We start from the raw sequence: 23,000 nt of genomic DNA, 5'->3' as shown, positions 1-23,000 counted from the left end.
ATGGCATTCAATCACTTACCGGCAGGCGCGCACGACGCCTTGGGTCCATTGTCCTTCCAGCCGGTGACACACTCGGTGCCGATGGCTGAGAATCACCGATCCGGTCGAACCCGGACGGACACTGCTTCCCGTCCTTCGCCGGGCACGATTCTGGACCGGCTCGCCGGGGGTCCGGATCGCGCTGCGCGCATCACTCATACGGAGCACCTGCCCCCTCGGGAGGGTCGGCATGCCGTCTGGCCGCACGAGATCCGGGAAGAAGTTCTGGCGGCGGTCCGTGAGCACGGGATCGAGCACCCCTGGGCCCACCAGGCACGAGTGGCCGAACACGCCCTCGACGGCGAGTCGGTGGTGGTCGCCACCGGGACCGCGTCGGGCAAGTCGCTGGCCTATCTGGTGCCCGTGCTCTCCGCCCTGCTGGACGGCGCGGAGGCGCCCAACGGCCGGGGCGCCACCGCGCTCTACCTGGCCCCCACCAAGGCCCTCGCGGCCGATCAGCACCGCGCGGTACGGGAGCTCTCCGGGCCTCTCGGGACCAAGGTGCGGTCGGCCGTCTACGACGGCGACACCCCGGTCGAGGAGCGGGAGTGGGTCCGTCAGTACGCCAACTACGTGCTGACCAACCCGGACATGCTGCACCGCGGCATCCTGCCCTCCCACCCCCGCTGGTCCTCCTTCCTGCGGGCGCTGCGGTACGTGGTGATCGACGAGTGCCACACCTACCGAGGAGTCTTCGGGTCGCACGTCGCCCAGGTACTGCGCCGGCTGCGCCGGCTCTGTGCCCGGTACGGCTCCTCCCCCGTGTTCCTGCTGGCCTCCGCCACGGCCGCCGAGCCCGCCGAGGCCGCCCGGCGGCTCACCGGCCTGCCGGTGACCGAGGTGGCCGACGACGCGTCACCTCGCGGCGAACTGGTGTTCGCCCTGTGGGAACCGCCCCTGACCGAGCTGCAGGGCGAGAAGGGCGCACCGGTCCGCCGTACCGCCACCGCCGAGACGGCCGACCTGCTCACCTCCCTCACGCTGCAGGGAGTGCGCAGCGTGGCCTTCGTCCGTTCGAGGCGCGGCGCGGAGCTGATCTCGGTCATCACCCAGGAGCGACTGGCCGAAAAAGATCGTTCGCTGGCCGGGCGTGTCGCGGCGTACCGGGGGGGCTATCTGCCGGAGGAACGGCGCGCGCTGGAGCGCGCGCTCCACTCCGGGCAGCTACTGGGGCTCGCCGCGACCACCGCCCTGGAGCTCGGCGTGGACGTGTCCGGCCTCGACGCCGTGGTGATCTGCGGTTACCCCGGCACCCGCGCCTCCCTCTGGCAGCAGGCCGGCCGTGCCGGGCGCGCCGGCCAGGGCGCGCTGGCGATCCTGGTGGCCCGCGACGATCCGCTGGACACGTTCCTGGTCCACCACCCGGAGGCGCTGTTCGACCGCCCGGTGGAATCCACCGTGCTCGACCCGGACAACCCGTACGTGCTGGCCCCCCACCTCTGTGCCGCAGCGGCGGAGCTGCCGCTGACCGAAGAGGACCTCGCGCTCTTCGGTCCGGCGTCCGGCGGTCTGATGCCGCAACTGGAGGCGGCCGGTCTGCTGCGCCGCCGCGCCCGGGCCTGGCACTGGACCCGCCGGGAGCGGGCGGCCGACCTCACCGACATCAGGGGCGGGGAAGGACGTCCGGTCCAGGTGGTGGAGGCCGGCACCGGCCGTCTGCTCGGCACGGTCGACGCCGGGGCCGCCCACACCTCGGTCCACGAGGGCGCGGTCCATCTCCACCAGGGCCTCACCCATCTGGTCCGCGAGCTCGACCTGGAGGCGTCCGTCGCCCTGGTGGAGCGGGCCGATCCGCCGTACACCACGGTCGCCAGGGACACCACCGCCATCTCCGTCCTGTCCACCGACGCCGAGATCCCCTGGGGCGACGGGCGCCTGTGCTTCGGGTCGGTGGAGGTGACCAACCAGGTGGTCTCCTACCTCCGGCGGCGGCTGATCACCGGCGAGGTGCTGGGCGAGTCCAAACTGGACCTGCCGCCCAGGACGCTGCGTACCCGTGCGGTTTGGTGGACCGTCACCGAGGACCAGCTGGACTCGGCGCGCATCACCCCGGAGATCCTCGGTGGCGCCCTGCATGCGGCCGAGCACGCCTCGATCGGCATGCTGCCCCTGTTCGCCACCTGCGACCGCTGGGACATCGGCGGCGTCTCCGTCCCCCTCCACCCCGACACGCTGCTGCCCACGGTCTTCGTCCACGACGGTCATCCGGGGGGCGCCGGGTTCGCCGAACGCGCCTTCCACACGGCGCGGGGGTGGCTGCGGGCGACCCGTGAGGCCATCGCGTCCTGCGAGTGCGAGGCCGGGTGCCCGTCCTGCATCCAGTCGCCCAAGTGCGGCAACGGCAACGAGCCGCTGCACAAGCGGGGAGCGGTGCGGTTGCTGACCGAACTGCTCAAGGGGGCGCCGGGGAAGAACGCCGCGGAAGAGCCGTGAGGCGACCGGGGCGGCGCCTCGGAGCCTGGCCCGGAGGCGACCGGGCGATGCCTCGGAGCCCGGTCCGGGGGCGACCGGGCGGCACCCTCGTGCCCGGACCCGGGGACGCCGGGAAGTGACACGCCCGGGCCGGGCCGGAAAGGAACCGGAGCGACCCGCCGGTGCCGGTCCGGAGGCGACCGGGGCGGCTCCCACGTGCCCGGCCCCGAGGACGTCGTGGGGTGACACGCCGGGGCCAAGCCGTAAAGCAGCCGAGGGGCGACCCGCCGGGATCCCGCTCGGGAGACCCTCCGAAGCCCGGGCCGGGAGCGCTGTCCGACGGCTGGCGCGGCGTCCGCCGTGGACGCCGCCGGCCCGGTGGCACGGTGGTCCCCGTGACCGCGTTCCGCCGGGACGGGCTTCCGCAGCAGCGGGGCACCGGAGGGGGGCACCAGGCCCGAGGACAGAGCCCCGCCGGCCGCCGGGTCCGGGTCCAGGTCCGGTGGACCGGCCCGGGCTCTGGACTCCGCGGCGAACGGGCCGTGGCCGGCGGAGACGACCACGTCGGCCACCTCCCCGGTGACCCCGCACCGGACCAGCCGCGCCCTTTGCGAGCGGGTCACCCGGTCGGCCAGGGCACAGGCCGCCGCCACGCCTTCCGTCCAATGGCCGGCCGCCGCCAGCGCGGCCAGGTCGGCTCCCGCGGCGGCGCGGTGCCTCACCACCACCGTCTCGCTCATCGCGAGCACCACCGCGAAGACCACACAGAGCGCGCTCACGATCCCGCCCGCCCAGACCGTCGCCGACCCCCGGTCGTCGCGGCACCTCATGGCCCGGCCCCGGCGGTCTCCTCCGCAAGCGCGACCGCCTCGTGTCGCACCTCGAACGGCAGGGCTCCGGCCCCTGGCGGGTGAGCCACCACCCGGACCCGCACCATGTCGCCGCTGCGGCCGACGGTCACCCGGGCACCACCCGGCGCGGCGCGTCGGGCCACGGCGAGCACCGCCTCCGGGGAGTCCTGCCGGGCCGCGGCCCGGGCGCCGGCCCGGGCCGCGTCCACGCACTGGACCTGTGCGGCGGTCGCCATCAAGGCCCACACCAGTGCCATCCCGAAGAGGACCAGCACCGGCAGGGTCACCGCCGTCTCCGCGGTCACCATCCCGCTCTGCCGGTCCCGCACCGGCCTGCGGACCGGTCGGGGAACCACCTGTCGCACCAGCCCCTGCCCCACCGGCCGGCAGGCCGGTGGGGAGAGCGCGTCAGGGCGCTCCATCGAGCGCCTTCTTCACCAGTCCCTGCAGCTCCGCCGTGACCTGACCGCTGGTCACCACCTTGTAGAGCACGGCTGCGAACGCCACCGCCGCCACGATGCCCATCGCGTACTCGGATGTGACCATGCCCGCGTCCCGGCGGGCCGTCCCGGCCCGGCAGGCCAGGTGGAGCAGTCGGTTCCACATCCGCCGCGCTCCTCGTGTCATGTTCCGCATCTCGACCTCCAGGTCGTCGTTGGTTTCGTTTCTCAAGGACCGCCGCACCGACGCGGCGGAGTCGTCTCACGGGCCCGCGCCGAGCGCACCGCCCGCCAGGCCGATCACCACGGGGAGTACGCCGACCGTGATGAAGGCAGGGAGGAAGCACAGCCCCACCGGGCCGGTGATCAGCACGCCGGCCCTGCGGGCCCGTCCCGCGGCCGCCCGGTCCCCGGCCGCCCGGGCCTCGGCCGCGAGTCGTGCGGCGGGCGCCGCGGCAGGCAGGCCGGACTCACCCGCGCGTTCGATGAGCCGGGCGAGGGGCGCCGCCCCCGGCACGGCGGCCAGTCGCCGCCAGGCCGCGGCCGGTTCGCCCCCGAGCCGGACCTCGGCCGCGCCCTGCTCCAGCCGCTCGCCCAAGGGGCCGCCGAGCGCCTCCCCCACCGCGCGGGCGGCGACCACGGGATCGGCCCCCGCCTCCACGCAGGCCGCCAGGAGGTCGGCGGCGAGCGGAAGCTGCCGGGCCGCCTGGACGACCGTCCGGTCCGTCCCGGCCTCGCGCGCGGCCCACCGTCCGAGCCGGTGCCGCAGGACCAGCCCCGCCAGCGCTCCGACGACCATGCCCGGAATCCCTCCGACCAGCAGCCAGCAGACGGCCACCGCTCCGAGGACCGCCGCCCGGTGCCGGGCGGCCTCACCGGGCTGCCACCGCCGGTGCACCGCCGAGGACGGTGGGGCGGGCCGTCCGAGCAACGCCTCCGCCCGGCGGCGCGCACGCCCCGCTCCGCGTCTGCCCGCCGCTTTCCCGACCGTCCAGCACAGGGCCGCCGTGACGCCGAGCACCGTCGCGGTGGCAGGCCAGGTCATGACCCGTCCTCCGCACCGCGCACGATCCACAGCGCCCACCAGATGCCCGCGGCCTCGAGAAGTCCTCCCACGGCCAGGCATCCCAGTCCGGGCCCGGTGTGCAGGAGGATCCTCAGTGGGTCGGCCCCCAGTGCCGTGCCCATCGCCAGCCCGACGGCCGGAAGCCCGGCGAGCATCACGGTGGTGGCCCGGGCGCCGGCCAGCTGGGAGCGGAGGTCGGAGCGCCGGTTCCGTTCGGCGCGGAGAGCCGCGTCGAGCCGTTCCAGCCCGTCGGCCAGCCCCGCCCCCCGGTCCACCGCGACCCGCCAGCACGCCGCGAGACCGCGCAGTCCCTCGGCCCCTGGTGTGCGCGAGGCGCCTGTCAGCGCTCCTGCGACGTCACCGCCGAACCTCGCGGCCGCGACCACCGGTGCGAGCGCCTCGCCCAGTCCGGCGGCGCCGTCGTCGCGGACCGCCACGGCCAGTGCCTCCCCCGGCTGACGGCCCGCCCGGACCTCACCGGCCAGCGCGCCGCACAGGGCGATCACCGCGTCGGCCCGCCGGTCCCGCTGATGCCGCTCCGCGGCGGCCCGCCGTGCTCTGCGGACCAACGGCACGGCTGCCAGGCCCAGGGCCGGGGGGAGCGGCGACGCTCCCAGCACCGCCACCGCCCCCGCCGCGGCCAGGAGCCACCACGTCCCCCTGTTCTCAGCCGTGTTCGACAGGAACCGGCCGAGCGGCGCGGCGCGGGCGATGAGGGGACGCCGGGCGGACCTGTCACCGAGCCCCGGCCGCCGCAGCCGACCGGCCTCCACGGCCACCGCCGGGATTCCTGGTCGTCCGGCTCCTCCGCCCGGCGGCCCCGTACCGGCCGTCCCGGACTCCACGGCCATCGCCCGTGCCCGGGGAACGACCGACCGGGGACCCAGTCCCCGCCAGACGCCCATCGCCGCGCCGATCGCGGTGACAGCGGCCACCCCGCCCGCCGTCCCGTCGCCCCCGGCGCCCGTCATGACGGCTCCCCCGCGTCGCCCCGGCCCTCCGCCCGCCGCGCCGCACCGCCCGGATCGCCCAGGTCACCGGCGTCCAGGAGCCTCACCAGCCGCTCCCATCCACGCTCCGGCACGAAGGCCCGCTCGCCCCACCGCAGGGCCGGGACCGTCCGCACCAGCCCGTCGGCGCCCCGCTCCAGCACCCGGACCTCGGCGATCCGCCGTCGCCCGCCCCGTTCGCGGACCAGGTGGATGACCACCGACAACGCGGCCGCCAGCTGACTGTGCAGCGCGGCCCGGTCGAGCCCGGCGGCGGTGCCCAGGGCCTCCAGGCGGGCCGGGACGTCCGCCGCCGCGTTGGCGTGGACCGTGCCGCAGCCGCTGTGACCGGTGTTCAGCGCGGCCAGCAGGTGCACGACCTCGGCCCCGCGCACCTCTCCGACCACCAGCCGGTCGGGCCGCATGCGCAGCGCCTGCCGCACCAGGTCCTCCAGGGTCACCAGACCGGCGCCCTCCTGGTTGGCGGGCCGGCTCTCCAGCCGCACCACGTGGGGATGGTCCGGCCGCAGTTCCGCCGAGTCCTCGGCGAGCACGATCCGCTCCGAGGGCCCGGTGACGCCGAGCAGGGCACTGAGCAGCGTGGTCTTCCCGGTGCCGGTGCCCCCACTGATCAGGAACGACAGCCGGGCCTCGACCAGCGCGCGCAGCACCCCCTCGCCGCTGGGCGGGACCATGCCGGCACCGGTCAGCTCCCCGAGGGTGAAGGCCCGCGGCCGGACCACGCGCAGCGAGAGGCAGGCGCAGCCGACCGCCACCGGGGGCAGCACGGCGTGCAACCGCGTCCCGTCGGGCAGCCGTGCGTCCACCCAGGGGCGGGCGTCGTCGAGGCGGCGTCCCGTGACGGCGGCCAGCCGCTGCGCGAGGCGGCGCACCGCGGCGGCGTCCGGAAAGGCCACGCCGGTCAGCTCCAGCCCGGCTCCCCGGTCGACCCACACCCGGTCGGGCGCCGAGACCAGGACGTCGGTCACCTCCGGGTCCGCCAGCAGGGGCTCCAGGGGCCCGCTGCCCACCAGCTCGGACCTCAGCCGGACAGCGGTCCCCAGGACCTCCGCGTCGCCCAGCACCCGTCCGCCCCGCTCACGCAGGGCCTGGGCCACGCGCGCCGGGGTGGGGTCGGCGCCGCTCTCGGCGAGCCAGCGGCGGACTCCGTCGAGCAGGTCTCCCACCGGTGCGGTGGCGTTCGCGGCGCCGCTTCCGGGCCCGGTGTTCATCGCCCACCCGCCGAAGCCGCCGCGCGGGCCCAGAACTGCCGGCAGAACCGGGTCAGCGGGGCGCGGGGCGCCGCTCCCGGAGGGAGCGATCCGGAGGCCGGTGGCCGCAGGGCGGGGTCGGCCGGCACCTCACCCAGCAGGGGCAGCCCGAGCAGCCGGGCCACCTCGGCTCCGTCGAGGCCGGGAGCATGCGGGCCGCGCACGGCGACCCGGAGGTCCCGCAGGACCATCCCCGCCATCGAGGCCACGCGGCCGGCGGCGGCCACGGCGCGGATCCCGGCGGGCACCACCAGCACTCCGAGATCGAGCTGGGCGAGGATTTCGGCGACCCCTTCGTCGACCCGCCGCGGAAGGTCCACCACCACCGCCCCGCCGCCACGCCGGGCGGCCGCCAGGACGGCGCGGACGGCGTCCGGCGGGACGGTCACGCAGTCGCCGCGGTCCCAGCTCAGCACCCGCAGCGAGTGGAGGCTGGGCAGCGACTCCTCCAGGGCTCCGCCGCCCAGCCGGCCGCGCGAGGAGGCGAACGCGGGCCAGCGCAGGCCCTCGGTGGTCTCGCCGCCCAGCAGCACGTCCAGGCCGCCGCCCAGCGGATCGGCGTCCACCAGCAGCGTGCGCACCCCGCAGCGGGCCGACGTGACGGCGAGGGCGCAGGCCAGCGTGGAGGCTCCGGCACCGCCGCTGCCGCCGATGACACCGACCGTCAGGGCGGGCCGGCCGACGCCCTCCACGACGTCGGCGATCCGGTCGGTGAGCCATTGCTCGCCGTCGGGCAGCACCAGCACGTGGTCGGCCCCGATCTCCACGGCATGACGCCAGACCAGGGGGTCGTCCTGGTCCCGGCCGACCAGGACCACGCCGGGTCTGCGAGGCGCTCCGCGCACCCGCCGGGCGGCGTCGTCACCGATCAGGACGAGTGGCGCGGCCTCCCAGACGGAGCGCCTGTCCGGCGGTCCGGGATGCACCTCCGGCCTGGCCCCGGCCGCGGCGCACAGCCGCAGCAGGTCGTCGAGGAGCAACGGGTCCTCGGTGACGATGAGCGGTACGCCCGCCGTGCTTCCTGAGCCCGGAGCCGGGACTCCGGAGGGGGATCCGGTCATGGATGCTGTCTCCTGCCTGCGCGAGGAGGCGTCGCCTCCGCGGGCCGTGTCGTGTCGGAAGGGGGCGACGCGGCGGGAAACGGCACACGGTGCAAGGGCAGCGGGCCGTGATCCGCACGCGTCGCAATCACCGTGCGGCAGCACCGGAAAAGAAGTGGATCTTGGTGGAAATCCGGGGACGACCCGGCGATTGTGGATATCGCGTTCACCCCTGCGAGCGAGCCGCGAAGACCTGCTCGCCACCGTCTCCGGGAGCCCTCGCGCCAATCTCCCTGCGCGCCCTTCCGATAACGCTGGGTAACCGGCCGCGGAGAACGAAAAAGCGGCCGGGCACCCTGCGAAAGGGAACCCGGCCGCTGGGCCCGGGAGGCCGAAACCCACCCGGACATGCGACGACCCCCGCCGGGGGGGAGAGCGGGGGTCGTCATCCACGGCCCGACTCGGGGGGGGAGGAGCCGGACCGGGTTAGCACGGTCGCGAACGATCCGTGACTTCCATGGTGTACCCGAGAGGCTTCTCAGGCAAACCCACGCGCCACACCTTACGCCGAATGGCTGCCCCCTATGCTCGCCCTTGTGGAAAACCACCCCTTGCCCCGCACCGCGGCCTTCTTCGACCTGGACAAGACAGTCATCGCGAAGTCGAGCACGCTCACCTTCGGCAGGTCCTTCTACCAGGGCGGACTGATCAACCGCCGTGCCGCCCTGCGCACGGCCTACACCCAGTTCGTCTTCCTCGCCGGCGGCGCCGACCACGAGCAGATGGAACGCATGCGGAGGTACCTCTCCGCCATGTGCCGCGGCTGGGACGTCCAGCAGGTCAGGGACATCATCGCCGAGACCCTGCACGACCTCATCGACCCGATCATCTACGACGAGGCCGCCTCCCTCATCGAGAAGCACCACCTGGCCGGCCGGGACGTCGTGATCGTCTCCACCTCCGGGTCGGTGATGGTCGAGCCGATCGGCGAGATGCTGGGTGCCGACCGGGTGGTCGCCACCCGGATGGTGGTCGGCGAGGACGGCCGCTTCACCGGCGAGGTCGAGTACTACGCGTACGGCCCGACGAAGGCCCAGGCCATCCGCGAGCTCGCCGAGTCCGAGGGCTACGACCTCGGCCGTTGCTACGCCTACAGCGACTCGGCGACGGACCTGCCCATGCTCGAGACGGTGGGGCATCCGCACGCCGTCAATCCGGACCGGACGCTGCGCCGCGAGGCGGTGGCCCGCGGCTGGCCGATCCTCGACTTCCACCGGCCGGTGCGCCTGAAGCAGAGGCTGCCCGCCTTCTCCGCCCCCTCCCGGCCCGTGCTGGTCGCGGCGGCCACCGTGGGCGCGGCGGCGGCAGCGGCGCTGGTCTGGTACGCCGCCAGCCGCCGGCGGTCGGCCCTGGCCTGAGTGCGCCGTCGACCCTTGACCGGAGGACGCCTCCTGACCTGCGGTCAGGGGGCTCCCGTGTCCCCGCCCTTCAGGTTCCGCGCGAGCCGGTTGAACGGGAAACCAAACAGATCCTGCCAAGGGTTCACATTTCCCATGGAACAGGAGTACAAAGGACTTAACGGCCCGCGAGACCAAGGACATCCGACGGGATGGCCTTCGCAACGCAACGGCCCCACGGACCGGAGCATGAACACCGGGCACCCACGCGACGTCGACCCGTCGATTACGGGCCAGCCGCACCAGGCCACGGGAGAAAGTTCCCGGCCTGATCGGCACTTCACGAGGACGCTTGGTAACCCGGCGACACATGCGAGCGGCGGCACGAGGATTCGTGCCGCCGCGACCCCGTTCCGGCTGTTCCGCCGTTCGTCTCCCCTGCCCCGCCCTTGGTCAGGCGGCTGCCCCGCCCCTCCGGTCAGGCGGCGCCGCGCTGCAGCGCCTCGCAGACCGCCGTCGACTCCCGGGCGCCCAGCTCGACGGCCTTGCCGCAGTGCCCGATCCAGGCCGCCATGCCCTCCGGGGTGCCGGAGACGTAACCGTCCAGCGCGGCCCGGTAGGCGGCCCGGCCGAGTTCGGCGTGCCCCACCTCGGCGGGGCAGATGGACTTGGGGTCCAGCCCGCTGCCGACCAGCACGATGCGCTCGGCCGCCCGCGCCACCAGCCCGTTGTGCGAACGGAACGGGCGCAGCGCGAGGATCTCGCCGTGCACCACCGCCGCCTTGACCAGGGCGGGCGCCGAGCCGCCGTCGATGATGAGCCGGGACAGCCCGTCGAGCCGTCCGGCGACCTCGTCGGCCTCGGGAAGCGGCAACTCGATCAACGGCTCTTCGACCGTCTCGCCCGCCAGCCGCGGGCGTCCGACGTCCTCGCCGCCCCCCGCGGCGGCCACCAGGTGGAGGCGGGCCAGCACCCGCAACGGGGACTGCCGCCAGATGGAGAGCAGCTGGCCCGCCTCGGCGGTGAGCCGCAGGGCGGCGCCCACCACGCGGGCCTCGTCGTCACCGCTGAAGTCGGTCCGCCGCCGGACCTCCTCCAGCGCCCAGTCCGCGCCGGCGAGCGCGGCGGACCCGCGCGCTCCGCGGAGCGCCGCTTCGCCGGTGATCTCGTTGCTGCGGCGGCGCATGATGCGGTGGCCGTAGACCCGGTCGACGAACTTGCGGACGGACTCGACGGAGTCGGCCACGCCGGGAAGGGAGCCCAGGGCCGCGAGCGGGTCGGCGGACGCGCCAGTCGTACTCATGAGTACGACATTACGCGCCTCCGCGCCGCCCCACATCGCCCGGTCCGGGGATCACCGGGGCGAACGACCCCGCCGAAGCGGCCCTGGCCCCGCCCCCGCGCCGACGTCCACGATGGAGTGGTCCTCGCCCACCTTCGATCACGCATCACGTTTGAGGCACTACGCTAGGTGAACATGAAAATTGCTTTCGTGGGCAAGGGCGGCAGCGGAAAGACGACCCTCTCGTCGCTGTTCGTCCGCCACCTCGCCGCGTCCGGTGCGCCGGTCATCGCCGTGGACGCCGACATCAACCAGCACCTGGGCGCGGCCCTCGGCCTGGACGAGGCGGAGGCCGCCGCCCTGCCCGCGATGGGTGCGCACCTCCCCCTCATCAAGGAGTACCTGCGCGGGGAGAACCCCCGCATCACCTCGGCCGAAACGATGATCAAGACCACGCCCCCCGGCGAGGGGTCCCGGTTGCTGCGGGTGCGGGAGGACAACCCGGTCTACGCGGCCTGCGCCCGTCCGGTCGAGCTCGACGCCGGCGCGGTCCGCCTGATGGTCACCGGTCCGTTCACCGAGGCCGATCTGGGCGTGGCCTGCTACCACTCGAAGACCGGCGCGGTGGAGATGTGCCTGAACCACTTGGTCGACGGGCGGGACGAGTACGTGGTGGTGGACATGACGGCCGGCTCGGACTCCTTCGCGTCCGGCATGTTCACCCGCTTCGACATGACCTTCCTGGTCGCCGAGCCGACCCGCAAGGGCGTCTCGGTCTACCGGCAGTACAAGGAGTACGCCCGGGACTTCGGGGTCGCCCTCAAGGTCGTCGGCAACAAGGTGCAGGGCCCGGACGATCTGGAGTTCCTGCGCGCGGAGGTGGGGGCCGACCTGCTGGTGACGGTCGGCCACTCGGACTGGGTGCGCGCGATGGAGAAGGGCCGGCCACCGCACTTCGACCGGCTGGAGACCGGGAACCGGGCCGCCCTGGAGACGCTGCGCGCAGCCGCCGACGCGCGGTACGAGGCACGGGACTGGGAGCGGTACACGCGCCAGATGGTGCACTTCCACCTGAGGAACGCGGAGTCCTGGGGAAACGCCCGGACCGGAACCGACCTGGCCCGGCAGGTCGACCCGGGCTTCGTGCTGGGCGAGCGGGTGGCCGAACCGGCCTGAACCACCGCACGCGCGGAGAAACTGCGCGGAACGCGGGAGCGGGTGCCGAGGCCACGGCCGCCGCAGGCGGCCGGACGCGCCCCCGGCCGGCCGACCCGCTTCCGGCCGCTTTTCCGTGACGGCCGCCCGGCCGTCACGGAGGCCAGGGCGGTACGGGTCAGCCGACGGCCCGACCCGCGACGCCCGCCGGGGATGCCAGGAAGCTCTGCCAGCCTTCCGGGGGCGCCTGGCCGACCCCGAGGGTCCGCAGCTTGTCGAGCGTCCGCGGGTCCTGGGCGTCCAGCCAGTCGGCCAGTTGGCGGAAGGAGACGCAGCGGACCTCGGGCTGGGTGCACACCTGCGTGACGACCTCCTCCACGGCCCGCATGTACACGCCGCCGTTCCAGGACTCGAAGTGGTTGCCGATGATCAACGGCGCCCGGTTGCCCTGGTAGGAACGGTGGAAGCCGGCCAGCAGGCCGTCCCGCATCTGATCGCCCCACTGCCCGTGCATGGCCGGGTCGCCCTGGGTGCTGGCCCCGGACTGGTTGACCATGAAGTTGTAGTCCATGGAGATGGTCTCGAAGGCGCGGCCGGGCACCGGAACCATGTGCATCGACAGGTCCCACAGACCGTCCTCGCGCTCCGGCCACACCTGCTCCCGGACCCCGCTGGTGTCGTAGCGGAAGCCCAGCTCACGGGCGGCCGCGCGGAAGTTCTCCCGCCCTTCCAGGCAGGGGGTACGCCCGCCGACCAGTTCCCTGTCGTAGTCGAACGGCAGTGGTGGCGCGTCCGCGAGACCGGTGTTGCTCCGCCAGGTCTTGACGAAGCTCTTGGCCTGCGCGATCTCGCTCTTCCACTGCTCGACCGACCAGTCGCCGACACCGCCGCTTCCGCAGAAGTGGCCGTTGAAGTGGGTGCCGATCTCATTGCCCTCCAGCCACGCCTGACGCAACTGCTCGACGGTCGCGGCCACCCCCTCGACATCGTTGAAACCGATGTCTGAACTGCCCGCGGCGCGGCCCGGCGGCTGATAGATGGAACGTTTCTCCTCCGGCACCATGTACACACCGCTGAGGAAGTAGGTCATGGTGGCGTTGTTCTTCCTGGCCACCTCGCGGAAGTGGGAGAACAGCCGCTGCCCGTCCTCGCCCGCGCCGTCCCAGGAGAAGACGACGAACTGCGGCGGACGCCGGCCGGGCGGAAGCCGTTCGGGCTTCGGCAGGTTGGGCTGCGCCCCCGTATAGGCGGTGGAACCGTCTCCGATGAGCCGTACCACCTGCGGGACCTTCTTCGGCGCGGACTTCTCGGCACCGGCCTGGGCGCCGGCCGCACCACCGGCCCCCTCCCCGCAGCCGGCGAGCGAGACGGCGCAGGCCACCGCCGCCACGACCACGGCGGCGCTTCTCCGTTTGGCGGTCATCTCCCGCCCCACCTTCTTCCTTCGCTCAGACCGAGCACCCACTGAGGCGCTCCCCGGTGGACCGCCGGGGAGCCCGGCGGGTCCGCCAAGGTCGCACGCCATCGCGAAGGAATTTGTATGACAAGCCGATGAAAAGACAGCTTCACTCATTTGAATGACCTATCAGGTCATTTGCCCGTTTTTTCCGTACAAAGCCTTTACTCAGCATTACTGTTCATTTACTGAGTGTTGGCGTACACCGCGTCAGCGCGGTGCCGTTCCCCGCGGTCGCGCCGATCGTTCGCGCGCCCGCGCCGTCCCGGAGGAGAAACGGGAAACATGTCTGCCTGTGTCCCCCATCGCGCCGAGGCCCATGAAGCCGGGCGCATCCATCGCCCCCACAGTCCGCCGCCCGGAAGGCCCCGCCGCTTCCGGGTCGCCCCCGCCGATCTGTCCGCCTCGGTGACGGTGTTCCTGATCTCGCTGCCCCTCTCCCTGGGCATCGCCCTGGCCACCGGGGCACCTCTCCAGGCCGGTCTGGTCGCCGCCGCCGTGGGCAGTCTGGTCGCCGGACGGCTGGGGGGCGCCCCGCTCACCGTCAGCGGTCCCACAGCCGGTCTGACCGTGGTCACGGCGGACCTGATCCAGCAGTACGGATGGCGCACCACCTGCGCCGTCACCATCCTCGCCGGCGTGACCCAGGTGGCACTCGGCTGGCTCCGGGTGGCCCGCACCGCCCTGGCCGTCAGTCCCGCCATCGTGCACGGCATGCTGGCCGGCATCGGCGTCACCATCGCCGTGGCCCAGCTCCACATCGTCCTCGGGGGCACCCCCCAGAGCTCGGTCCTCGACAACCTCCGCGCACTGCCCGCCCAGCTCGCGGACCTGCACCCGGGCGCCCTCGCGGTCAGCGCCCTCACCTTGGTGGTGCTCCTCGGCTGGTCCCGCGTCCCCGGCCGGGCCGGACGGATCCTGCGCTTCGTCCCCGCGGCACTCGCCGCCATGCTGATCGCCACCGCCGTCGCCCTGGCCATGGGACTGCGTCTGCCCCGGGTCGACCTGCCCTCCTGGTCCAACCACGCGCTGGCCGGTCTCCCCGAGGGTCCCGCGCTGCCGCTGGTCGCGGCGGTGCTCACCATCACCCTGGTGGGCGGAGTGGAAACCCTTCTCTCCGCGGTGGCCGTGGACAAGATCGCCGCCACCCGTGGCGGCGCGCCGGTGCCCCGCGCCGACCTCGACCGGGAACTGCGCGGCCAGGGCTTCGCCAACATGGCCTCCGGAGCGCTCGGCGGACTGCCCGTCACCGGTGTGGCGGTGCGCAGCTCGGCCAACGCCCGCTGCGGCGCCGTCAGCAGCAACTCGGCGATGCTGCACAGCGTGTGGATCGCCGCTGCCGCGCTGCTGCTGGTGCCCGCGCTGGAGCTGATCCCGCTCGCCGCGCTCGCGTCGCTGGTGATGGCGATCGGTATCCAGATGGTCTCGATCCACCACATCCGCACGGTCAACCGGCACCGAGAGGCGCTGGTGTACGCCGTCACGGCCGTCGCGGTCACCTTCCTCGGCGTTCTGGAGGGCGTGGGAGTCGGCATTGCCGCCGCGGTCGCGGTCGCGCTCCATCGGCTCACCCACACCCGGATCACCCACGAGGTGAGCGGCGGCGTCCACCACGTCCACGTCCGCGGTCAGCTCACCTTCCTCGCCGTGCCCCGGCTCAGCCGGGTGCTCCACCTGATTCCGGAAGACGCCGACGCCGTCGTGGCGCTGCACGGCTCCTTCGTCGACCACGCCGCGTACGAGTCCCTGCAGGACTGGCGCAGCAGCCACGAGGCGCACGGCGGTTCCGTCCGCCTCACCGGACTCCGCACGGGCCTGGCCGCGGCCGGCACGCCCACCACGGCCGACGCGGGCGGGGACGGCTCCGGCTCCTCCTCGGACACGGGCACCGGGTCCGCCGCCACTGCCGTCCCGGACACCACCCCTGACGACGGCACCGTTCCGGCCGGCGGCATCTCCACTCCGGCCGATGACACTTCCGCTCCGGTGGACGGCCGTTCCGCTCCGTCCGGCAGCAGTGCCCCCGACACGGGCGCCGACGTGACGGGAACCACCGCCACGCCCGCCGAGGTTCCGAGCACCCCCACCACCCACCCGGCTCACGCGACCCGCAAGGCCGGTGACACCACTCAGACCGACGGCACCACTCAGACCGACGGCACCACTCGCGCCAGTGAAGCCCGCGGGGCCGGTGAGGCCCCTACCGCCCGCGAGGCCCACCGGACCCAGGCACCCACGGCACCGGACGACGGTCCGGAGCCGCCGCCCAGCGACCATCACCTGGTGCGCGGCATCAGCGCCTTCCAGCGGGACACCGCGCCGCTGGTCCGCCGCGAGCTGGCCCGGCTCGCCCGGGAGGGACAGCGTCCCGCGCAGCTCTTCCTCACCTGCGCCGATTCCAGGCTGGTGACCTCGATGATCACCAGCAGCCGCCCGGGTGACCTCTTCGTCGTCCGCAACGTGGGCAACCTGGTGCCGCCACCCGGTGAGGAGTCCGGCGACGACTCGGTGGCCGCCGCCATCGAGTACGCGGTGGACGTCCTGCGGGTCCGTTCCATCACGGTCTGCGGCCACTCCGGTTGCGGTGCCATGCAGGCGCTGATCGACTCGGAGCCCGACAGCGACGGGACGCCGCTCCAGCGCTGGCTCCGGCACGGTCTGCCGAGCCTGCGCCGCATGGCCTCCGGCTCCCACCCGCCGGCCCGGCTGGCCGTGCGGGAGCCCGCCGACGCGGTGGAACTCCTCTGCCTCACCAACGTCGCCCAGCAACTCGCGCACCTGAAGGCCCACGCGTCGGTCGCCCAAGCCGTCCAGCAGGGCCGGCTGGAGCTGAACGGCATGTACTTCCACGTCGGCGAGGCGCAGGCCTACCTCCTCACCGACGCCCGGAACGGACCCGTCTTCGACCGCGTCCGGGAGACGGAGGCCGAACGGACCGGTGCGGACCTGACCGGTGCGGACCTGACCGGCGGCGGCTGACCGGCGCGGGCCCGGCCCACAAGCCGTCCCACGCCGCGTTCCACAGCGCCGTGCCGGGTGCGCGGTCCCTCCCGGAGGACCGCGTACCCGGCCCCGCCCCTGACCGGCCCGCCCTCCTGACCGGCCCGCCCCTTGGCCAGCTCCGCCACACCGGTCGGCGCCGCCCCCCGGACGACCTCAGACCTCACGGACCACCACCGGCAAGACACCGCGGAGAGGCTCCCGTGCCACGCCGCGCCCCATGGGTAGACGCTCCCGACGAGGGGTAGTGCGTAACGCACGACGCGGGTTGACCCGCGTCTCCGGGCCACCGGTGGACGGGTGCCGCGCACCCTTCGGGCGGCGAACAGCACTGAACTCCTCCGCGTGGCCGTACGTGACAACGGATGACCGATCCGCGCAAGCCATCCGCGAATCCCGAGGTCGCAGCCACAGAAGAAACCCGAACAGGTCTACACCAATTTGCGGTCGACCCTTGTCAGCCCTCCCCCTGGTCTGATGAGCTGTGGCTCGGGACACAGCGGACACCCTTCGAAAGGGAGATGTCGTGAGCAACGAAAGCCTGGCCAACCTGCTCAAAGAAGAGCGCAGGTTCGCACCCCCCGCCGAGCTGGCCGCCGCGGCCAACGTCACGGCGGAGGCGTATGAGCAGGCCAAGGCTGACAGGCTCGGCTTCTGGGCCGAGCAGGCCCGCCGCCTGACCTGGAACACCGAGCCGAACGAGACGCTCGACTGGTCGAACCCGCCGTTCGCCAAGTGGTTCCAGGACGGCACGCTCAACGTCGCCTACAACTGCGTGGACCGTCACGTGGAGGCCGGCAACGGCGACCGGGTGGCCATCCACTTCGAGGGCGAGCCCGGCGACAGCCGCGCCATCACGTACGCCGAACTCAAGGACGAGGTGTCCCGCGCCGCCAACGCGCTGCTGGAGCTGGGTGTCCGCCAGGGCGACCGGGTGGCCGTCTACATGCCCATGATCCCGGAGACGGCCGTCGCGATGCTGGCCTGTGCCCGCATCGGCGCCGCGCACTCCGTGGTCTTCGGAGGCTTCTCCGCCGACGCGCTGGCCACCCGCATCAAGGACGCCGACGCCAAGGTGGTCATCACCGCCGACGGCGGCTGGCGCCGCGGCAAGCCGTCCGCCCTCAAGCCCGCCGTGGACGAGGCGCTCACCAAGGTCGACGGTGTGGAGCACGTCCTCGTGGTCCGCCGTACGGCCCAGGACGTCGACTGGACCGACGGCCGGGACATCTGGTGGCACGAGATCACCGAACGCCAGTCGGCCGAGCACACTCCCGAGGCGTTCGAGGCCGAGCAGCCCCTGTTCATCCTGTACACCTCGGGCACCACGGGCAAGCCGAAGGGCATCCTGCACACCTCCGGCGGCTACCTCACCCAGGTCGCCTACACGCACCACGCCGTCTTCGACCTCAAGCCGGAGACCGACGTCTACTGGTGCACCGCCGACGTCGGCTGGGTCACCGGCCACTCCTACATCGTCTACGGCCCGCTGGCCAACGGTGCGACCCAGGTCATGTACGAAGGCACTCCGGACACCCCGCACCAGGGGCGCTTCTGGGAGATCGTCCAGAAGTACGGCGTGACCATCCTCTACACGGCGCCCACCGTGATCCGGATGTTCATGAAGTGGGGCGACGACATCCCGGCCAAGTTCGACCTGAGCTCGCTGCGGGTGCTGGGATCGGTCGGCGAGCCGATCAACCCCGAGGCGTGGATCTGGTACCGCGACCGCATCGGCGCGGGTGCCAAGCCGGTCGTGGACACCTGGTGGCAGACCGAGACCGGCGCGATCATGATCTCGCCGCTCCCCGGTGTCACGGAGACCAAGCCGGGCTCCGCTCAGGTGCCGCTGCCGGGCATCGCCGCCACCGTGGTGGACGACGAGGGCAACGAGGTGCCGAGCGGCGGCGGTGGCTACCTCGTCCTCACCGAACCGTGGCCGTCGATGCTGCGCACCATCTGGGGCGACGACGAGCGGTTCGTCGACACCTACTGGTCCCGCTTCCAGGGCAAGTACTTCGCGGGCGACGGCGCCAAGAAGGACGACGACGGCGACATCTGGCTGCTCGGCCGGGTGGACGACGTGATGCTGGTCTCCGGCCACAACATCTCCACCACCGAGGTGGAGTCGGCGCTGGTCTCGCACCCGAAGGTCGCCGAGGCGGCCGTGGTCGGCGCGGCGGACGAGACGACCGGTCAGGCCATCGTCGCCTTCGTCATCCTGCGCGGCAGCGCTTCCGAGGACGAGGGACTGGTCGACGAGCTGCGCAACCACGTGGGCGCCACGCTCGGCCCGATCGCCAAGCCCAAGCGGGTGCTGCCGGTCGCCGAGCTGCCCAAGACGCGTTCCGGCAAGATCATGCGGCGCCTGCTGCGGGACGTGGCGGAGAACCGGGACCTGGGTGACGTCACCACGCTCACCGACGCCGGAGTCATGGACCTCATCCAGGCCAAGCTGCCCTCGGCGCGGAGCGAGTCCGAGTGAGCGACACGCCCGACGGCGAACCGATCGACTGACAGCCGATCGGGCGATTGGTTGATCGGTCGATCGGGTTGATCGGGTTGATCGGTCGATCGACCGATCAACTTCGAGCGGGTCGGACTCCCCCTGGGACCGGAATCGGAACCGAGCAGGAACGGAACCGGGTTCGCAGGGGCGTTCGGCCCGCTCTGCCTTTCCCCGAACACTTTGGGTAGGCTGATCACCGCGTCCCCCACTTCCACGCTCCCCGCGTGGTGACCGGGAGACCTCAGGTGCGCCGGGAAGTCTGGTCGGCATGCGTACACGTATGCCCCGACCCCCCTGGAGGGCGCCGTCATGGCGAAGCCCGCGCACGACCCCAAGCCGACGACCCCCGCTGCCGGAGGCTCCGCTCCCCCCCAGGCATTCCGCCGGGTCTCCCTGCGGGAGCGCGGCTTCCTCGCGGACGCCCTGCGCACCGAGACGGTCGGCGGCGTCCTCCTCCTGATCGCCGCGATCGCCGCATTGCTCTGGGCCAACCTTCCGGGCCTGCGGGGAAGCTATGAGTCCTTCAGCGGCATCCACCTCGGTCCCTCGGCCCTCGGCCTCGACCTGTCGATCGAGCACTGGGCGTCGGAAGGCCTGCTGGCGATCTTCTTCTTCGTGGCCGGCATCGAGCTCAAGCGCGAGCTGGTGGCGGGCGACCTGAAGGACCCCAAGGCGGCGGCCCTGCCGGTGATCGCCGCCGTGTGCGGCATGGTCGCGCCGGCGTTGGTCTACCTCGCGGTCAGCGGCGCCGGCGGTGGCTCCCTGGCGGGCTGGGCGGTCCCGACCGCCACCGACATCGCCTTCGCGCTGGCCGTCCTCGCGGTGATCGGTACCTCGCTGCCCTCTGCCCTGCGGGCCTTCCTGCTGACCCTCGCGGTGGTCGACGACCTCCTGGCCATCGTCATCATCGCGATCTTCTTCACCCACCACCTGAACTTCGCCGCGCTCGGCGGCGCCGTGGCGGGCCTGGCCGTCTTCTGGCTGCTCCTGCGCAAGGGCGTGCGCGGCTGGTGGGTCTACGTCCCGCTGGGCCTGGTGATCTGGGCGCTGATGTACAACAGCGGCGTCCACGCGACCATCGCCGGCGTCGCGATGGGCCTGATGCTGCGCTGCAGCCGCCGTGAGGGTGAGGACGAGTCGCCCGGCGAGCGCATCGAGCACCAGGTCCGGCCGCTCTCGGCGGGTCTTGCCGTGCCGCTGTTCGCGCTGTTCGCGGCGGGTGTGCCGGTCGCGGGCGGGGACCTGGCCGCGGTGTTCACCCAGCCGGAGACGCTGGGCGTGACGCTGGGCCTGGTGGTGGGCAAGACGCTCGGCATCTTCGGCGGTACCTGGCTGACGGCCCGTTTCACCCGCGCCTCGCTCAGCGACGACCTCGCCTGGGCCGACGTCTTCGCGCTGGCGACACTGGCGGGCATCGGCTTCACGGTGTCCCTGCTGATCGGCGAGCTGGCCTTCGAGGACGACGCCGCGCTCAGTGAGCACGTGAAGGCCGCCGTGCTGGTCGGTTCGCTGCTCGCCACACTGCTGGCGGCGGTGCTGCTGAGGCTCCGCAACGCCAAGTACCGGCGGATGACCGAGGCGGAGGAGCGGGACGAGGACCACGACGGGATCCCGGACGTCTACACCCAGGACGACCCGGAGTACCACCTGCGGATGGCGGAGATCCTGGAGCGCAAGGCTGCCCGGCACCGGCGCCTGGCCGAGTCCATGTCCGCCGACCGGCGCGAGTAGGACCGTCCTGGGCGACCCCCGCGGACACCGCGGATGCCACGGACACCGCCGCCCAGGGTCCCGGGACACCGCCGTCAAGGGTCCCGGGACACCTCCCTGGGTCCGCCACCCGCATCCCGTCCGCGGCACCTCTCCGCGTCCGTCCCCGCACATCTCCTGGGCCCGTTCCGCACCCCGCCCACGCGGCCCCTCCCCGGGATCGCCTCCGCCCGCACCCGCCGGGGCCCCTTGGGGGCGCGCTCCCCGGCGTCCGCCCTCCCAGGCGCCTTCCGTGCTCGCGATGCCGTCGCCCGCCCCGGCGCCGCCGCCACTCGCGCCGGCGTCCTCTCGGGTGCCGGTCCGGAGTTCCGGTCCCGGACGCTCGCGCCGGACGGCCGGTGACTCTCCTTCAGGTCTTCTCCCCGCCCCCACGTACGCGCGGAGCGATCGGGGGTACCTCTACTACCGGCCGGTGCGCGCAAGGTTCGTGCGGGTCCGGCATGATCTGACTGGACGGTACAGAACTCGGCAGGAAAGGGAGTCCGCGATGAGCGCACCCGACGGCAACCCGGTCGGCTCCGAACGCAGCATGGGTCAGCTGTTCGCCACGGCGTCGACCGAGATGTCCGCTCTGGTCCAGGACCAGATCGCGTACGCGAGGGCGCTGCTCAAGCAGGACGTCAAACGAGGGGCGACGGGGTCCGCCCTGTTCACGGTGGCGCTCGCCCTGCTGGTGTTCTCGCTCCCGATGCTCAGCTTCGCGTTGGCCTACGGCTTCCACGCCTGGACCGGGTGGAACCTGGCGTGGTGCTTCCTCCTGTCCTTCGCCGTGTCGGTGATCGTCGCGCTGCTGCTGGCGGCGATCGGCATGGTCTTCTTCAAGAAGGCGAAGCAGAGCCAGGCCCCGCAGCAGGTGAGCGCCGAGGTGAAGCGGACCGCGGAGGTGCTGCAGAACGCCAAGCCGCACCCGCGTCCCGCCGTGGTGCCCGTCGACCCCTACGCCAAGCAGCTCGACTCTGTGGCACGCTCGTCGTCATGACCGACCCAGCCACTTCCCCGGCGCAGCCCGCATCGGCGGTACGGATCGACGAACTGCCCGACGGCAGGAAGGTGATCCACCGCGACGTCGCCGCCAACGGCGCCCGCTTCCACATCGCCGAGCTGGGCGACGGTCCGCTGGTCCTGCTGCTGCACGGCTTCCCCCAATTCTGGTGGACCTGGCGCCACCAGATGGGTCCCCTCGCCGATGCGGGCTTCCGGGCCGTGGCGATGGACCTGCGGGGCGTCGGCGGCAGCGACCGCACGCCCCGCGGCTACGACCCGGCCAACCTGGCGCTGGACATCACCGGCGTCATCCGTTCGCTGGGCGAGCCGGACGCCGCCCTGGTCGGTCACGACCTGGGCGGCTACCTCGCGTGGACGGCGGCGGCGATGCGGCCGAAGCTGGTGCGCCGGCTGGCGGTCGCCTCCATGTCCCACCCGCGCCGGTGGCGGTCGTCGATGCTCTCCGACTTCCGGCAGACCTCCGCCGGGTCGCACATCTGGGGGTTCCAGCGGCCCTGGATCCCGGAGCGGCAGCTCACCGCCGACGGCGGGGAGCTGGTCGGCCGCCTGATCCGGGAGTGGTCGGGGCCGGGCGGAGGACCGGACGACGAGGCGGTCGAGGTGTACCGGCGGGCGATGTGCGTCCCGTCCACGGCCCACTGCTCCGTCGAGCCGTACCGGTGGATGGTGCGGTCGCTGCTGCGCCCCGACGGCCTGCAGTTCAACCGGCGGATGAAGCGCCCGGTGCGGGTGCCGACGCTGCACCTGCACGGCTCCTTGGACCCGGTGATGCGGACCCGCACCGCGGCGGGGTCCGGGGAGTACGTGGAGGCGCCCTACCGGTGGCGGCTCTTCGACGGTCTGGGTCACTTCCCGCACGAGGAGGACCCCGCGGCGTTCTCCGCGGAGCTGGTGAACTGGCTGAAGGATCCCGAGCCGGACCGCTGAGGGCTCACGGGCGCACTCCGGCGCGCTCGCACGATGCGCGCGCCCCCTTGTCGGCGGGGTGTCCGAGCTGGTGGGTCACCGATATCCGGACCGGGATGTCTTTCCTACGAACATCCCATGCCTGCCGCATAGGCCAAATAAGGACCTCCGGCACGGTTATGGACCTTGGGCCAGGGGCACACGTCGGGGTATGGGCTGGACGTACGACTTCAGTGACGCAGCACGTGACCGCCGTTCGGCCGGGGGGCCGGGCGGCCGCCGCCGTGGCGCTCCGCAGCCACCGGCGACCGAGCTCGGTGTGGGCATCGGCGGCATACTGCGCCGTCGGGCCCGCTGGGTCTCCGTGCGCCTGCGTCAACAGCGCCCCTGACCCTCTTGCCGGCGCCGCCCG

Annotated in this window: 17 protein-coding genes and 1 pseudogene; 9 read left to right on the top strand and 9 right to left on the bottom strand. The window is 73.2% G+C overall.

Features of this window, described 5'->3' with window-relative positions; genetic code table 11:
- On the top strand, positions 1-2,472 hold the full coding sequence (locus A2U95_RS11750; protein ID WP_166022079.1) for a DEAD/DEAH box helicase: 2,472 nt from the start codon (positions 1-3) through the stop codon (positions 2,470-2,472).
- 542 nt (positions 2,473-3,014) lie between these two features.
- On the opposite strand, the pseudogene A2U95_RS11745 reads toward A2U95_RS11750, so the two are convergent.
- From A2U95_RS11745 to ssd, 7 genes and pseudogenes are all read right to left on the bottom strand, one after another.
- Positions 3,015-3,281 (bottom strand): annotated as a pseudogene (locus A2U95_RS11745) (Rv3654c family TadE-like protein); the annotation flags it as partial.
- Positions 3,278-3,610, bottom strand: coding sequence for a TadE family type IV pilus minor pilin (locus tag A2U95_RS11740; RefSeq protein WP_240957453.1), 333 nt, complete (start codon positions 3,608-3,610; stop codon positions 3,278-3,280). The pseudogene A2U95_RS11745 and the gene A2U95_RS11740, both read right to left, overlap by 4 nt.
- Positions 3,611-3,710: 100 nt before the next feature.
- A complete protein-coding gene (locus tag A2U95_RS11735; protein ID WP_166025087.1) occupies positions 3,711-3,929 on the bottom strand; it encodes a DUF4244 domain-containing protein in 219 nt (72 codons plus the stop codon).
- Positions 3,930-4,004: 75 nt separating this feature from the next.
- Positions 4,005-4,787 (bottom strand): type II secretion system F family protein, encoded by a 783-nt coding sequence (locus A2U95_RS11730; protein WP_166022077.1) that lies wholly within the window; start codon positions 4,785-4,787, stop codon positions 4,005-4,007.
- Positions 4,784-5,779 carry a type II secretion system F family protein gene (locus A2U95_RS11725; protein WP_166022076.1) on the bottom strand — a complete coding sequence of 332 codons (996 nt, stop codon included), beginning with the start codon at positions 5,777-5,779 and terminating at the stop codon, positions 4,784-4,786. The genes A2U95_RS11730 and A2U95_RS11725 overlap by 4 nt, the downstream gene beginning before the upstream one ends.
- Positions 5,776-7,029, bottom strand: coding sequence for a TadA family conjugal transfer-associated ATPase (locus tag A2U95_RS11720; protein ID WP_166022075.1), 1,254 nt, complete (start codon positions 7,027-7,029; stop codon positions 5,776-5,778). The genes A2U95_RS11725 and A2U95_RS11720 overlap by 4 nt, the downstream gene beginning before the upstream one ends.
- Positions 7,026-8,129 carry a septum site-determining protein Ssd gene (gene ssd / locus A2U95_RS11715; protein WP_166022074.1) on the bottom strand — a complete coding sequence of 368 codons (1,104 nt, stop codon included), beginning with the start codon at positions 8,127-8,129 and terminating at the stop codon, positions 7,026-7,028. Before ssd ends, A2U95_RS11720 begins: the two co-directional genes overlap by 4 nt.
- Before the next feature lie 563 nt (positions 8,130-8,692).
- On the opposite strand from ssd, the gene A2U95_RS11710 reads away from it, so the two are divergent.
- Entirely contained in the window at positions 8,693-9,526 is an 834-nt protein-coding gene (locus tag A2U95_RS11710) for an HAD family hydrolase (RefSeq protein WP_166022073.1), read from the top strand.
- 457 nt (positions 9,527-9,983) lie between these two features.
- Here A2U95_RS11710 and A2U95_RS11705 read toward each other — a convergent pair whose 3' ends face one another.
- Complete coding sequence (locus A2U95_RS11705) at positions 9,984-10,808, bottom strand: Fic family protein (RefSeq protein ID WP_166022072.1); 825 nt, start codon at positions 10,806-10,808, stop codon at positions 9,984-9,986.
- 174 nt (positions 10,809-10,982) lie between these two features.
- Between A2U95_RS11705 and A2U95_RS11700 the strand changes: the two genes are divergently transcribed.
- Positions 10,983-11,963, top strand: a complete 981-nt coding sequence (locus tag A2U95_RS11700) for an ATP-binding protein (RefSeq protein WP_166022071.1) — start codon at positions 10,983-10,985, stop codon at positions 11,961-11,963.
- Positions 11,964-12,120: 157 nt separating this feature from the next.
- Here the strand turns inward: A2U95_RS11700 and A2U95_RS11695 are convergent, their stop codons facing one another.
- Positions 12,121-13,365: a polysaccharide deacetylase family protein gene (locus tag A2U95_RS11695; RefSeq protein ID WP_166022070.1), complete on the bottom strand. Its 1,245-nt coding sequence runs from the start codon at positions 13,363-13,365 to the stop codon at positions 12,121-12,123.
- Between the two features lie 318 nt (positions 13,366-13,683).
- On the opposite strand from A2U95_RS11695, the gene A2U95_RS11690 reads away from it, so the two are divergent.
- The 6 genes from A2U95_RS11690 to A2U95_RS32620 all read left to right on the top strand — a co-directional run bounded on the left by A2U95_RS11690 (position 13,684) and on the right by A2U95_RS32620 (position 22,979).
- Complete coding sequence (locus A2U95_RS11690) at positions 13,684-16,377, top strand: SulP family inorganic anion transporter (protein WP_166022069.1); 2,694 nt, start codon at positions 13,684-13,686, stop codon at positions 16,375-16,377.
- A 505-nt stretch (positions 16,378-16,882) separates the two neighbouring features.
- The gene (acs, locus tag A2U95_RS11685) at positions 16,883-18,883 is read left to right on the top strand and encodes an acetate--CoA ligase (protein WP_166022068.1); all 2,001 of its coding nucleotides are present in this window, start codon (positions 16,883-16,885) and stop codon (positions 18,881-18,883) included.
- Positions 18,884-19,216: 333 nt separating this feature from the next.
- Positions 19,217-20,638 carry a Na+/H+ antiporter NhaA gene (gene nhaA / locus A2U95_RS11680; RefSeq protein ID WP_166022067.1) on the top strand — a complete coding sequence of 474 codons (1,422 nt, stop codon included), beginning with the start codon at positions 19,217-19,219 and terminating at the stop codon, positions 20,636-20,638.
- A gap of 526 nt (positions 20,639-21,164) precedes the next feature.
- Positions 21,165-21,656, top strand: a complete 492-nt coding sequence (locus tag A2U95_RS11675; RefSeq protein ID WP_166022066.1) for a phage holin family protein — start codon at positions 21,165-21,167, stop codon at positions 21,654-21,656.
- On the top strand, positions 21,653-22,609 hold the full coding sequence (locus A2U95_RS11670; RefSeq protein ID WP_166022065.1) for an alpha/beta fold hydrolase: 957 nt from the start codon (positions 21,653-21,655) through the stop codon (positions 22,607-22,609). The genes A2U95_RS11675 and A2U95_RS11670 overlap by 4 nt, the downstream gene beginning before the upstream one ends.
- A gap of 190 nt (positions 22,610-22,799) precedes the next feature.
- Positions 22,800-22,979 (top strand): hypothetical protein, encoded by a 180-nt coding sequence (locus tag A2U95_RS32620; protein WP_166022064.1) that lies wholly within the window; start codon positions 22,800-22,802, stop codon positions 22,977-22,979.
- The last annotated feature ends 21 nt before the right edge of the window (positions 22,980-23,000 follow it).

Source organism: Streptomyces chilikensis (genome assembly GCF_001642695.1).
GTDB classification, from domain to species: Bacteria; Actinomycetota; Actinomycetes; order Streptomycetales; family Streptomycetaceae; genus Streptomyces; species Streptomyces chilikensis.
The sequence above is the reverse complement of the archived record's forward strand: the minus strand, read 5'-3'. Positions and strand labels throughout refer to the sequence as shown.